6 protein-coding genes and 1 pseudogene are annotated in these 13637 nt (G+C 72.5%); 5 read left to right on the top strand and 2 right to left on the bottom strand.

All coding sequences use genetic code 11. The annotated features are described in order from the left end of the window. Position 1: 1 nt before the first annotated feature. Together R2D22_RS11010 and R2D22_RS11005 are read left to right on the top strand one after the other, a co-directional pair. Positions 2 to 2137: pseudogene (locus R2D22_RS11010) on the top strand (glycoside hydrolase family 3 protein); the annotation flags it as partial. A 103-nt stretch (positions 2138 to 2240) separates the two neighbouring features. Beyond that, positions 2241 to 3596 (top strand): hypothetical protein, encoded by a 1356-nt coding sequence (locus tag R2D22_RS11005; RefSeq protein WP_318102906.1) that lies wholly within the window; start codon positions 2241 to 2243, stop codon positions 3594 to 3596. 13 nt (positions 3597 to 3609) lie between these two features. On the opposite strand, the gene dnaN is transcribed toward R2D22_RS11005, so the two are convergent. Continuing rightward, positions 3610 to 4710 (bottom strand): DNA polymerase III subunit beta, encoded by a 1101-nt coding sequence (gene dnaN, locus R2D22_RS11000; RefSeq protein WP_318102905.1) that lies wholly within the window; start codon positions 4708 to 4710, stop codon positions 3610 to 3612. A gap of 34 nt (positions 4711 to 4744) precedes the next feature. Continuing rightward, a complete protein-coding gene (locus R2D22_RS10995; protein WP_318102904.1) occupies positions 4745 to 5356 on the bottom strand; it encodes a YceI family protein in 612 nt (203 codons plus the stop codon). A 280-nt stretch (positions 5357 to 5636) separates the two neighbouring features. Here R2D22_RS10995 and R2D22_RS10990 point away from each other — a divergent pair, with 280 nt between their 5' ends. The 3 genes from R2D22_RS10990 to R2D22_RS10980 all read left to right on the top strand — a co-directional run bounded on the left by R2D22_RS10990 (position 5637) and on the right by R2D22_RS10980 (position 13637). Continuing rightward, positions 5637 to 9470, top strand: coding sequence for an endo-alpha-N-acetylgalactosaminidase family protein (locus tag R2D22_RS10990; protein WP_318102903.1), 3834 nt, complete (start codon positions 5637 to 5639; stop codon positions 9468 to 9470). Positions 9471 to 9573: 103 nt separating this feature from the next. Beyond that, entirely contained in the window at positions 9574 to 11901 is a 2328-nt protein-coding gene (locus R2D22_RS10985) for a polysaccharide lyase 8 family protein (RefSeq protein WP_318109709.1), read from the top strand. Between the two features lie 152 nt (positions 11902 to 12053). After that, positions 12054 to 13637: an acyl-CoA carboxylase subunit beta gene (locus tag R2D22_RS10980; RefSeq protein WP_318102902.1), complete on the top strand. Its 1584-nt coding sequence runs from the start codon at positions 12054 to 12056 to the stop codon at positions 13635 to 13637.

Below are 13637 nucleotides of genomic sequence, written 5' to 3'. Positions count from 1 at the left end.
GGTCACCGCGCCCCCGGTCACGATCGTGGCCGAGGGCGGCACCGCGCGGGTCCGTCTCGCGCTGGCGGCCGACGGCCCGCTGCGGCGGCCGGTGACCGTGCGCTGGCGCACGGACGCCCCGGCCGGCCGGGCCGGACCGGCCGCCGCGGTCGCCGGCCGGGACTACCGGACCGGCTCCGGCAACGTCACCTTCCCCGCGGGCAGCGCCCCGGGGACGGTGCGGACCGCGTCCGTCCGCACCGTCCGGGACGGCGCCGCGGAGACCGCCGAGGCGCTCCGTGTCGGCCTCGACGTGACCGGGGCCGCCGGTCCTGCCGCCGACCCGGTCGTGGTCCTGGACGCCCACGGGCTCCCGTACCTCGACCGGGGTCTGCCCGTCCGGCAGCGGGTCGCCGACCTGCTCGGGCGGATGACCCTCGCCGAGAAGACCGGGCAGATGACCCAGGCGGGCCGCAACACCCTGGCCGCGTACGAGGACGTCACCTCGTACGCGATCGGCTCGGTCATCTACGAGGCGGAGACCGACGGCAAGCCGGCCCAGAACGCCGCGGCCTGGCGCAGGACCACCGACACGTACCAGTGGTACGCCCGCGCCACCCGACTGCAGATCCCGCTGCTGCTGGCCACCGACGCCGTGCACGGTCACGCCTTCGTCAAGGGCGCCACCGTCATGCCGCACAACATCGGGCTCGGCGCCACCCGCGACCCGGCCCTGGTCGAACGGCTCGCCGCGATCACCGCGAAGGAGGCCCGGGCCACCGGTATCGCCTGGAACTTCGCGCCCTGCGTGTGCGTGGTGCGGGACGTGCGCTGGGGCCGCACCTACGAGTCCTTCGGCGAGAGCCCCGACCTGGTGTCCGAGATGGCGGTCGCCGTCCGCGGCCTCCAGGGCGCCCCGGACGGCCGGGACCTGGCCCGCAACGACAAGGTCCTCGCCACCGCCAAGCACTTCGTCGGCGACGGCGGCACCGCCTACGGCTCCGGCCGGCCCCCGTACACCATCGACCAGGGCGTCACCCGGATCGACCGGGGCGAGCTGGAGACCCTGCACGTCGCACCGTTCCGCGCGGCGATCGGGCTCGGCGCGGGCGCGGTCATGCCGTCGTTCTCCGCGCTCGAACTCGCCGGCGAGCGGAGCGGGCCGGTGAAGATGCACTCCCACCAGGAGATGATCGACGGGCTGCTCAAGGGGGACCTCGGCTTCCGGGGGATCGTGGTCAGCGACTGGGAGGCCGTCGATCAGATGGACGGCGACGCGGTCAGCGACGTACGGAACGCGGTCAACGCCGGCATCGACATGAACATGGCCCCGCTGACGTACAAGGACTTCGGCCGGATCGTCCGGGACGAGGTCGCCGCGGGCCGGATCCCGCTCTCCCGGATCGACGACGCGGTCGGCCGGATCCTGGAGCAGAAGTTCCGCCTCGGCCTCTTCGAGAAGCCGTACGCCGACACCGCGCACCTGTCCGAGGTCGGCTCGGCCGGACACCGGGCCGTCGCCCGCGAGGCCGTCGCCCGCTCCCAGGTGCTGCTCAAGAACAGCGGGCGGGTGCTGCCGCTGCGCACCGGGCAGCGGGTGTACGTGGCCGGGTCCAACGCCGACGACCTGGCCGGCCAGACCGGCGGCTGGACCGTCGGCTGGCAGGGCACCGGGGGCAGGGCGATCCCCGGCACCACGATCCTCCAGGGCATCCGCAAGGCCGCCGGGAGCGCCAAGGTGACCTACTCCGAGAAGGCCGCCGCGCCGACCGCGGGCCACGACGTGGGCGTGGTCGTCGTCGGCGAGACCCCCTACGCGGAGGGCAGGGGCGACGTCGGCGTCGAGGGGCACGACCTGGAGCTGTCCGCGGCGGACCGGAAGGCCGTGGACCGGGTCTGCAAGGCCATGAAGTGCGCCGTCCTCGTCGTCTCCGGCCGCCCGCAGCTCATCGGCGACCGGCTCGGCGAGATGGACGCCCTGGTCGCCTCCTGGCTGCCGGGCAGCGAGGGCGACGGGGTCGCCGACGTGCTCTACGGCCGGCGGGGCTTCACCGGCCGGCTCCCGCTGAGCTGGCCGAAGTCGTCCGGCCAGCTCCCGCTGACCGCCGACCGGTACCCGTACGACCCGCAGTTCCCGTACGGCTGGGGGCTGACGACCCGGGCGGTCGCCGGCTGACCGGGACCGGCAGACAGGAGTCGCCTCTCCACTCCCGGATCCGCCTCGAAGGTCTGAAATGCGGCATTTCGGGTAACTCGGGGGTATGAGGACGAGGCGGATACCTGTGCTGTCGGCCCTGGCGGGGCTGGCGCTGCTGCTGCTCATGGTCCTGGCGCCCGTCGCGGGCGCCAGGGCCACGGGCATCCAGGACGCGGCCGCGGCCCTGAAGCAGGGCCCGGTCTACGTCCACCCGGACGCGGCCGACCAGCTCTCCACGGCTCAGGCCGACGCCCTCGCCCGGAAGATCGAGAACGCCGACAAACCGGTCTTCGTGGCGGTGCTCCCGGACACCTCCGAGTTCCCCGAGCAGAACCTCCTGCGCAACCTGCGCACCCAGACCGGGGTGACCGGCCTCTACGCGATCCGGCTCGGTGACAAGTTCGACGCCGGCGCGGACCGTTCCGTGATGTCGCGCGACGCCGTTCGCAACCTGGTCACGTCGGTCCGGCAGCCCGGTGTGGACGCCAACACCGAGCTGAACAACTTCGTCGACCAGGCCCTGCCGGTCGTCGGCGGCTCAGCCCCCGCGTCCTGGAGCGGCGGCTCGGCCGCCTCGGACGATGTCCCCGTGGGCGGCCTGATCACGCTCGGCGCGGTCGTCGTGGCCGGTGGCGCCGGCGCGTACGCGGTCGTCCGCCGCAACCGGCGCCGCAAGGAGGAGGAGGAGCGTGAGGCGCTCGAGAAGCTTCGGGTCGTCGTCGACGAGGACATCACCGCCTTCGGCGAGGAACTCGAACGGCTCGACTTCCATCCGGCGGAGAAGGGCGCCGACGACGCGATGCGCGGCGACTACGAACGCTCCCTCGACGCGTACGACCGGGCCAAGTCGCTCATGGGCTCCGCCCGGCACCCGCACGACGTGCGGGCCGTGACCGAACAGGTGGAGGACGGCCGCTTCTCGCTGGCCGTGCTCGCGGCCCGGCGCGAGCACCGGCCGCTGCCGGAGCGCCGCCCGCCCTGCTTCTTCGACCCGCGCCACGGCCCCTCCATCGAGGACCGCACCTGGACCCCGGCCGGCGGCTACGCCCGCGAGGTCCCGGTCTGCGCCGCCGACGCGGCCCGCCTCGACGACGGCCAGGACCCGATGGCCCGCACCGTCGAAACCGCCGGCGGGCCCCGCCCGTACTGGGAGGCCGGCCCGGCCTACGGCCCCTGGGCCGGCGGCTACTTCGGCGGCGGCCTGCTCCCGGGCCTGCTGCTCGGCACCATGCTCGGCTCGGCCCTGTCCACCCCGGCGTACGCCGCCGAATACGGCGGCGGCGACTTCGGGGGCGGCGACTACTCCGGCGCCGACTTCAACTCCGGCGACTTCGGTGGCGGTGACGGCGGCGGATTCGGGGGCTTCGGCGGCGGGGACTTCGGCGGAGGCGGCGGCTTCGACGGCGGCGGCGGGTTCTAGCCCGAAGGGCTGCCTAGACCAGGGGCGGCTTCACCGACATCAGCAGGTGCCGGTGAGCCGTCCCCTCGGTGCCCGAGAGCAGGGCGCGCTGACCGGGGCCCAGGAGGTGGAAGCGGATCCGCGGGCTCTCGAAGGACCCCAGCGCGTCGAGCAGGTACCCCGGGTTGAAGGCGACGGTCATCGCCTCGCCGCCGTTGAGCGCGCCGGGCAGCCGCTGGGAGGCGACGTCGTCCTCGTAGCCGGCCCGCAGATGGACGGCGTCCGCGGAGAACTCCAGCTGGAGCGGGCTGTCCCCGTCGGCGACCACGGCGACCCGCTTCACGGCCTCCAGGAGCGGGGCCCGGTCCGTCACGGCGGTCACTGGGTCGCCGAGCGCGAACAGCTTGTCGTGGCGGGGGAGGCGTCCGTCGAGCAGCCGGGTCGTGGTGCGCATGCCGCCGGACTCGAAGCCGGCCGAACCGCCGTCGAGGAAGAGCCGGACCGGGCCCGCGCCGGTCAGCGAACGGGCGATCTCGGTCAGCCGGCGCGCGGGCACCACCACGTCCGCCGGCTCGGCCTCGGCCTCCGGCTTCCACTCCAGGCTCCGTATCGCGTACCGGTAGCGGTCCGTCGCCGCCAGCGTCATCGTCCCGCCGTCGAGCGCGAGCCGTATCCCGGTCAGCACGGGCAGCGACTCGTCCCGCCCGGCGGCCACCGCGACCTGCGCCACGGCCGCCGCGAACGCGTCCGCGTCCACGACCCCGCGATGCTCGGGCAGTGCGGGCTGGGCCGGGTAGTCGTCGAGCGGCAGCAGGGACAGCCCGAACCGGGCGTCCCCGCCGGTCACGGCCAGCCGGGAGCCTTCCACGGCGAGCTCCACCGGGCCTCGGGGCAGCACCTTGCAGATGTCGAGGAGTCGCCGCCCGAGGACCAGGGTCCGCCCCGGCTCGGCGACGTCGGCGGCGGCCTCGATCCGTGCGGAGGCCTCGTGGTCGAGACCGGAGACGTGCAGAACGCCGTCGGCGGCCTCCAGGAGGAGGCCGCCGAGGACGGGCACGGGAGAGCGGACGGGCAGCACGCGGGCCGCCCAGGCCACTGCGTCGGTCAACACGACGCTGTCGATACGGAGTTCCATGCTCCGATGCTGACAGCGGGCACTGACAACGCGGTTATGCGGCGTTCTTGATCGCGGAGATGTCGAAGTTCAGCTTGACCTTGTCGCTGACCATCACGCCGCCGGTCTCGAGGGCCGCGTTCCAGGTCAGGCCCCACTCGGAGCGCAGGATCTCGGCCGAGCCCTCGAAGCCGACGCGCTCGTTGCCGTACACGTCCGTCGCGGTGCCGTTGAACTCCAGGTCGATGGAGAGCGGCTTGGTGACGTCCTTGATGGTGAGGTCGCCGGTGACGCGGTACTTGTCGCCGCCGAGCTGCGCGGCCTCCGTGGAGCGGAAGGTCATCAGCGGGAACTGCTCGGCGTCGAAGAAGTCGCCGCTGCGCAGGTGACCGTCGCGGTCGCCGATGCCGGTGTCGATCGAGGCGATCTTCACGTCGATGGCGGCGGAGGAGTCGGCCGGGTCGGAGCCGTTCAGCTTCAGCGAGCCCTCGTGTTCGGCGAAGGTGCCGCGGACGTTGGTGACCATCGCGTGGCGGACGGTGAAGCCGATGCTGCTGTGCGCCGGGTCGATCGTGTAGTCGCCGGTCAGGGCGGCCAGGGCCGGGTCGACGGGGAGGGTGGCGGTGGCGACGGCGGCTTCGTTGCTCTTGCGGTTGAACAGACCCATGACGTGCTCCTTGGGGACGGGTGCGCGGGGGGCGGCACATTGTTCCGGTTCGGTTGAACCTTCAACGACATCGACTGTAGACCTATTCCGTTCAACTTTCAACATCTATCGGAAAGGATCATCCCGACGGCGCCGACGGGGCATCCCTCGGGCCCGGCGACCCCCGGGCGAGCCCGCTTCTGCCGTCACTTGGACTAACCGAAGAGGGTTCTTGGACTGGCGGGGTCCGTCCGTCGCGATCTCGTTGACGGTGCTCGGTCAGGCGGGCCAACTAGTCCCCATGCCCCTCCCCAAGTCGCGAAGACTCCGTACGGCCTGCGCGCTCGCCGCCGCCTCCGCCGCCGTGTTCGCCCTGGCCGGACCGGCCCTCGCCCAGGACGACCCGGGCGCGGACGGCGCCGCCGCCATAGCCTCCGACCAGCTCACGGTCTCCGTCGCCGAGGACTTCCCCCGGGTCCTCTCGTACACCGACCGCGCCACCGGCGCCCGGCTGCTCGGCAGCACCGGCCCGGTCACCCGGGTCGTCCTGAACGGCACGGCGTACGCGGTGCAGACCAAGGGCGCGCCCGTCCTGACCGCCGGCTCCGCCGCCTACACCCTCGCCTTCCCCGACCTGCCCGGCGTCGAGATCGACGCCGGCCTGAGCGTCAGCGGCCGGGCCACGACCTTCAAGGTCACCGCCGTCCGCGACACCGACGCCTTCAGGGTCGGCACCCTCGACATCCCCGGCCACGACCTGGTCTCCGTCGGCTCCGCCGACACCGGCGCCGAGACCGCCTTCACCCGGCTCGACCCCGACTCCACCCGGACCGCCGACGTCTTCGCGAAGATCACCGACGCCACCGCCGCCGAGGCCGCCCCCGTCGGCGCCGGCTACGCGATCGTCAACACGGGTTCCCTCGCCGCCGCCGTCGAGTCGAACTCCAGCTACGACAAGCCCTCCGGCGCGAGCGCCCGCGACGGCGCCCGCTTCTGGCACCAGGCCCGCAGGACCGCGACCGAGACCCGCGTCGGCGTCTGGTCCGGCCAGTGGACCTACCGGGGCGCCGGCGCCGACAAGCCCGAGACCGGCGACAACCTGCCCTGGGCCAAGGTCGTCGTCACCCCCGACGCCAACGCCGACGGGAAGGTCGACTGGCAGGACGGCGCGCTCGCCTTCCCCGCGATCGGCGTCAAGGCCCCCGGCAGCGAGCAGACCCCGGACCGGGTGATCGCGCACATCCCGTTCAACTTCGCCTCCAACGCCACCCACCCCTTCCTGCGCACCCTCGACGACGTCAAGCGCATCTCCCTCGCCACCGACGGACTCGGCCAGTTCGCCCTGCTCAAGGGGTACGGCTCCGAGGGCCACGACTCCGCGCACCCCGACTACGGCGGCAACTACAACAAGCGGGCCGGCGGCCTCGCCGACCTCAACACCCTCCTGAAGGAGGGCAAGAAGTGGGGCGCCGGCTTCGGCGTCCACGTCAACGCCACCGAGTCGTACCCGGAGGCCAAGAACTTCAGCGAGACCCTGGTCGACAGATCGAAGCCCGGCTGGAACTGGCTCAACCAGAGCTACTACATCGACCAGCGCCGCGACATCAACAGCGGCGACCTCGCCCGCCGCTTCCGGCAGCTGCGCGACGAGACCGACCCGAACCTGTCGATGCTCTACATCGACGTCTACTACACGCACGGCTGGATCGCCGACAAGACCATGCAGGCAGTCCAGGCCCAGGGCTGGAACGTCGCCACCGAGTGGTCCGACAAGTTCGAGCGCGCCTCCCTGTGGTCGCACTGGGCCAACGACCTGGACTACGGCGGCGCGACCAACAAGGGCCTCAACTCGCAGATCGTCCGCTTCATCCGCAACGGCGAGAAGGACGTCTGGAACAACCACCCGGTCCTCGGCCAGACCGCCCTGGAGGACTTCGAGGGCTGGACCGGCGAGACCGACTGGAACCGCTTCTACGCCAACATCTGGCAGAAGAACCTGCCCGCCAAGTACCTCCAGCAGCAGAAGATCACCCGCTGGAACGGCAACGACCTCACCTTCACCGGCGGCGTCCGCGGCACCGTCGAGAACGGCCGCCGGGCCTTCTACGAGAACGGCCGCAAGGTCCTCGACGGCGAGAACTACCTGCTCCCGTGGGACGGTGGCACCAAGCTGTACCACTACAACAAGGCCGGCGGGAAGACGAGTTGGGACGTCCCCGGCACCGGCACGTACACCGTGTACAAGCTCACCGACAACGGCCGGGTCAAGACCGGGACGGTCCGGCCCAGCCGCGGCAAGGTCACGCTGACCGCCGCCGCCGGACAGCCGTACGTCCTCTACCCCGCCGCCGCCCCCGAGCCCCGCGACCCGCGCTGGGGTCAGGGCACCCCGGTCCGGGACCCCGGCTTCAACGACGCGGCCCTCGCCGCCTGGTCGAAGACCGGAACCGTCGCCCGTGACACCGATGACCAGGGCCGCAACAGCGCGCGGCTCACCGGCTCTTCCGTCGCCTCGGTCCGCCAGCAGATCACCGGCCTGACCCCCGGCGCCCGGTACACCGCCTCCGCCCTGATCGAGGTCGAGCCCGGCAAGACCCGCCCGACCACGCTCTCGATCGGCGGGAAGTCGGTCACCGTACGGCGCTCCGCCCTGGAGGACCGGGTCGCCGCCTCCGACTGGAACGGCACCCACCTGCAGCGCGCCAAGGTCACCTTCACCGCGCCGGCCAACGGGACCACCGCGCTCGGGATCGAGGCGTCCGCGGGCAGCACCGCGGCCGTCCGCCTCGACGACGTCCGCATCGTCACCAACGACCCGGCGACCAAGGCCGGGGCGGCCGGGTACGAGGACTTCGAGGCCGTCGACCAGGGCTGGGGCCCCTTCCTCAAGGGCGACTCCGGCGGCACCACCGACCCGCGCACCCACATCGCCCAGCTCCACGCCCCGTACACCCAGGCCGGCTGGAACGGAAAGCTGATCGACGACGTGATCGGCGGCGCCGAGTCCCTCAAGTCGCACGACGAGAACAGCGGCCTGGTCTACCGGACGGCGCCCTGGACCGTCCCCATGGAGGACGGGCACCGCTACCGCGTCGAGTACGACTACCAGTCCAGCCACGCGGGCGCCTACGAGTGGATCACCGGCTACGACCGCGCCAACGGCAACGGCTCGGTGGAGACCCGTCGCACCCCGATCGGGCAGCAGCGGACCACCGGGCACTTCGCCGAGACGGTGACCGCCGGCTGCGGCGACACCTGGACGGGTCTGCGCAAGCGCGGCGACGCCCCCGACGGCGCGGACTTCGTCCTCGACGCCTTCACCGTCACCGACCTGGGCCCGGCCGCCGAGAAGGCCGCCTGCGGCACCCTCGGCATCACCGCCCCGGAGACCCTGGAGCCGGGCCGGGCCAACCAGGTGAGCGCGGTCTTCGCCAACGACGAGGCGGGCGCCGTCTCCGCGGCGACCGCCACCCTCACCCTCCCCGACGGCTGGACCGCCGAACCGGCCGGCCCGGTCGCCCTCGGCTCCGTCGCCGCCGGCGAGAAGGCCACCGCCACCTGGAAGGTCACGCCGCCCGCGGACGCGCCCTATCGCGCGTATCCGCTCGGCGCGACGGTCACGTACACCGTCGGGGGCGAGGAGCGGAAGCTCGCCTCCGCCGCCTCGGTCCGCACGCTGCCGCCGCCGCCCACCGCGGACGCCTGGGCGAGCGACCTGGAGTGGACCTCGGCGGAGAACGGCTGGGGGCCGGTCGAGCGGGACCTCTCCAACGGCGAGACGGGCACCGGCGACGGCGGCCCGCTGAGGATCGGGGGAGCGACGTACGCCAAGGGCCTGGGCACCCACGCCCCGGCGAAGGTCCGCTACTACCTGGGCGGGAAGTGCACCTCCGTCACCGCCGAGGTCGGCGTGGACGACGTCCAGACCAGCCGCGGCACCGTCCAGTTCAGCGTGCTCGCCGACGGGACGGAGAAGGTGAAGTCCCCGGTGCTCAAGGCAGCCGACCCGGCCTGGTCGCTGACCGCCGACGTCACGGGCGCCTCGTACGTGGATCTGGTCGTCGGCGACGGCGGCGACGGGAACGGCAACGACCACGCCGATTGGGGGAACGCCCGCTTCCACTGCGTGCCCTGACGCAGAAAGCGCTTGCCGTGCTCATTGATTGCGTCGGAAGGAGCGCGCTAGAACCGGGCGCCGACGGTCTCCACCCCTTCCCCTCCAGGAGGCTCCCGTGCCCATGTGGTCCCGCCGCACCTTCCTGACCGCCACCGCCACCGCCGCCGCCGCGACCGTGCTCGCTCTCTCTCCTCAGGCCCACGCGGCCGAGGGCGAGTTCGACGCGCTGCGGCGGCGCTGGCTGGACATCCAGCTCGGCGCCGGCTTCGACGCCGGCGCCGAGCCGTACGCCTCCCGGCTCCGGGAGACCGGCGATCTCGCCCGGACCTTCCGCGCCACCATGGCCCCCGCCGACACCTCCCTCTGGCCGGGCCTCGCCTTCGACCCGCCCTCCGGCATCACCGCGAGCTACAGCCGCCTGTGGACCATGACCCAGGCGTACGTCCAGCCCGGCACCGGACTCACCGGCGACGCCGGCCTCCTCGCCGACGTCCTGCGCGGCCTCGACCACCTCTCCGCGCGGATCTACAACCCCGCCACCACCCGCTACGGCAACTGGTGGGAGTGGCAGATCGGCAGCCCGCGGCTGCTCATGGACATCACCGCCGCCCTGTACGAGCACCTCGGCGCCGACCGGATCGCCGCTGCCTGCGCCGCCGTCGACCACTTCATCCCCGACGCGATGCTCACGAACTACAGCGGCACCTCCACCGGCGCCAACCGCGTCGACCTCTGCCGCTCGGTCGTGCTGCGCGGCATCCTCGGCGGGAACCCGGCGAAGACCGCCCTCGCCCGGGACGCGCTCAGCCCGGTCTTCCCGTACGTCACCAAGGGCGACGGTCTCTACGCCGACGGCTCGTTCGTGCAGCACACCTGGGTCGCCTACTCGGGCACGTACGGCCAGGTCATGCTGGACGGCCTCGGCCGGCTCTTCGCCCTCCTCGCCGGATCGTCCTACGACGTCACCGACCCGAACCGGCAGATCATCCTCGACAGCGTCGAGCACGCCTACGCCCCGCTGATCCACAACGGCCTGATGATGGACAGCGTCAACGGCCGCGCCATCAGCCGCGGCATGCCCCGCAACGACCCCCGCAACGTGATGCGCTCCGACCACTTCCACGGCCAGGGCATCATCGCCGCCATCGCGCTGCTCGCCGGCGGCGCGAGCCCCGCCGAGCGCGAGCGCTGGCACGCCCGTGTGAAGGGCTGGATCCAACGGGACACCGTCGCCCCGATCCTCGGCGCTCCGCAGTTCGGCGTCGCCGACCTGGCCCGGCTGCACGCCGTCGCCGCGGACCCCGTCCCCGCGGCGCCGGAGCCGGTCGGCCACCGCCTCTTCACGTCCATGGACCGGGCCGTCCACCGCCGTCCCGGCTGGGCCGCCAACATCTCCATGGCCTCCGAGCGGATATCGCACTACGAGTGCGGCAACGGCGAGAACCCGCGGGGCTGGCACACCGGCGCCGGAATGCTCTCCTGGTGGGCCCCCGGCGGCGGGGCGGCCGACGCCCAGTACACCGACTGGTTCTGGCCCACCGTCGACTTCTACCGGCTGCCCGGCACCACCGTCTCCACCAAGCGGCTGGCCGACCGGGCGGGCGGCGAGTGGGGCGCGCCCAAGCCGGCCGTGCAGTGGGTCGGCGGGGCCACCGACGGCGAGTTCGCCGCGGTCGGCCAGCACCTCAAGGGCCTCGGCTCCACCCTGGAGGCCCGCAAGTCCTGGTTCTGCGTCGCCGACGCGATCGTCTGCCTCGGCGCGGGCATCACCGCGACCGACGGGGTGCCGGTCGAGACGGTCGTCGACAACCGCTGCCTCGGCGAGAACGGCGCCCAGAGGTTCACCACGGGCGACCGCTGGGCCCACCTAGAGGGCCACGGCGGCTGGATCCTGCCCGGCGGCACGGCGTCGCTGCGCACTCTGCGCGAGGACCGCACCGGCGCCTGGAGCGACATCAACACCACCAGTTCCACCGAGCGCCGCACCCGTCGCTACCAGACCCTGTGGCTCGACCACGGCACCGACCCCACCCGGGCGGAGTACACCTATCTGGTGATGCCGGGAGCCTCCGCGCGCACGCTCGCGGCCCGCGCCGCCGAGACGGACTGGCTGGAGATCCTCGACAACACCGCCGACCGGCAGGCGATCGCCGTCGGCTCCCTGGGACTGACCGCCGCGAACTTCTGGCGGGCCGGTACGGTGGGACGCCTCACCGTGACCGCCCCGGCGAGCGTCCTGCTCCGCAGGAGCGGCGCGACGGCCGTCCTGGAGATCGCCGAGCCGCCCCGCACGGGGCAGCCGCTGGAGCTGGTCTGGGACCGCAAGGTGGCCCGGGTCGTCTCCCACGACCCCTCGGTGGAGGTGCTCGGCACGGGCCGCTCGCTGCGGCTGCGGATCACTCCGGGTACCGCGGGCGTCACGCACGGATGCCGGGTGGCCCTGAGCTGACATCTGGAGGAACCCCACAAGGCCGGGGGGTACCCGACTGTCGTATCGGACCCCTCGGCCGATGGTTCTGTCCAGCTCCACCAGGATTCGGCGCGCGAGACTGTACGGAGTCGACGGCGGGATTTTCTTGGAGCTGTTCGTAGGGTCGGTACATGACCGTTGTGGACCAGATCCCGAGCGAGCCGACCGACGCCCGAGGCCGAGTGGCCGAACTGCACGCCCTGCGCGAGCAGGCGCGGCGCGGTCCGAGCGACCGCGCGACCGAGGCGCAGCACGCCAAGGGCAAGCTGACCGCGCGGGAGCGGATCGAGCTGCTGCTCGACGCGGGTTCGTTCAACGAGGTCGAGCAGCTGCGCCGGCACCGCGCGCAGGGCTTCGGCCTGGAGGCCAGGAAGCCGTACACCGACGGTGTCATCACCGGCTGGGGCACGGTCGAGGGCCGGACGGTCTTCGTGTACGCGCACGACTTCCGGATCTTCGGCGGTGCGCTGGGCGAGGCCCACGCCACGAAGATCCACAAGATCATGGACATGGCCATCGCGGCGGGTGCGCCGCTGGTCTCCCTGAACGACGGCGCCGGCGCCCGTATCCAGGAGGGCGTCTCGGCGCTCGCCGGCTACGGCGGCATCTTCCAGCGCAACACCCGGGCCTCGGGCGTCATCCCGCAGATCTCGGTGATGCTCGGCCCGTGCGCCGGCGGCGCGGCGTACTCGCCCGCGCTGACGGACTTCGTGTTCATGGTCCGCGAGACCTCGCAGATGTTCATCACCGGCCCGGACGTCGTCAAGGCCGTCACCGGTGAGGAGATCACCCAGAACGGCCTGGGCGGCGCCGACGTGCACGCCGAGACCTCGGGTGTGGCGCACTTCGCGTACGACGACGAGGAGACCTGCATCGCGGAGGTCCGCTACCTCCTGTCGATGCTGCCGCAGAACAACCGCGAGAACCCGCCGACCGTCGCGTCGGAGGACCCCGCGGACCGCCGCTCGGACGTGCTGCTCGACCTGGTGCCCGCGGACGGCAACCGCCCGTACGACATGCACAAGGTCATCGAGGAGCTCGTCGACGACGGCGACTACCTGGAGATCCACGAGCGCTGGGCGCGCAACATCATCTGCGCCCTGGCCCGGCTCGACGGCCAGGTCGTCGGCATCGTCGCCAACCAGCCGCAGTCGCTGGCCGGCGTGCTCGACATCGAGGCGTCCGAGAAGGCCGCCCGCTTCGTACAGATGTGCGACGCGTTCAACATCCCGATCGTCACTCTTCTGGACGTACCCGGCTTCCTGCCCGGCGTCGACCAGGAGCACGGTGGAATCATCCGGCACGGCGCGAAGCTGCTCTACGCGTACTGCAACGCGACCGTGCCCCGGATCTCGCTGATCCTGCGCAAGGCCTACGGCGGCGCCTACATCGTGATGGACAGCCAGTCCATCGGCGCCGACCTGACGTACGCGTGGCCGACCAACGAGATCGCGGTGATGGGTGCCGAGGGCGCCGCCAACGTGATCTTCCGCAAGCAGATCGCGGAGGCCGAGGACCCGGAGGCCATGCGGACGCGCATGGTCAAGGAGTACAAGGCCGAGCTCATGCACCCGTACTACGCGGCGGAGCGCGGCCTCGTCGACGACGTGATCGACCCGGCCGAGACGCGCGAGGTCCTCATCAGGTCCCTCGCCATGCTCCGCACCAAGCACGCCGACCTGCCGTCCCGCAAGCACGGCAACCCGCCTCAGTAA

The sequence above is a fragment of the Streptomyces sp. HUAS YS2 genome (assembly GCF_033343995.1).
GTDB classification, from domain to species: Bacteria; Actinomycetota; Actinomycetes; order Streptomycetales; family Streptomycetaceae; genus Streptomyces; species Streptomyces solicathayae.
This window is presented reverse-complemented; position numbering and strand designations above follow the sequence as displayed.

What these genes read in the sequence shown, in the direction of transcription:
- R2D22_RS11005 (WP_318102906.1), top strand. Translation starts at nt 2,241, where the DNA reads ATGAGGACGAGGCGGATACCTGTGCTGTCGGCCCTGGCGGGGCTGGCG.
- dnaN (WP_318102905.1), bottom strand. Translation starts at nt 4,710, where the DNA reads ATGGAACTCCGTATCGACAGCGTCGTGTTGACCGACGCAGTGGCCTGG.
- R2D22_RS10995 (WP_318102904.1), bottom strand. Translation starts at nt 5,356, where the DNA reads ATGGGTCTGTTCAACCGCAAGAGCAACGAAGCCGCCGTCGCCACCGCC.
- R2D22_RS10990 (WP_318102903.1), top strand. Translation starts at nt 5,637, where the DNA reads ATGCCCCTCCCCAAGTCGCGAAGACTCCGTACGGCCTGCGCGCTCGCC.
- R2D22_RS10985 (WP_318109709.1), top strand. Translation starts at nt 9,574, where the DNA reads ATGTGGTCCCGCCGCACCTTCCTGACCGCCACCGCCACCGCCGCCGCC.
- R2D22_RS10980 (WP_318102902.1), top strand. Translation starts at nt 12,054, where the DNA reads ATGACCGTTGTGGACCAGATCCCGAGCGAGCCGACCGACGCCCGAGGC.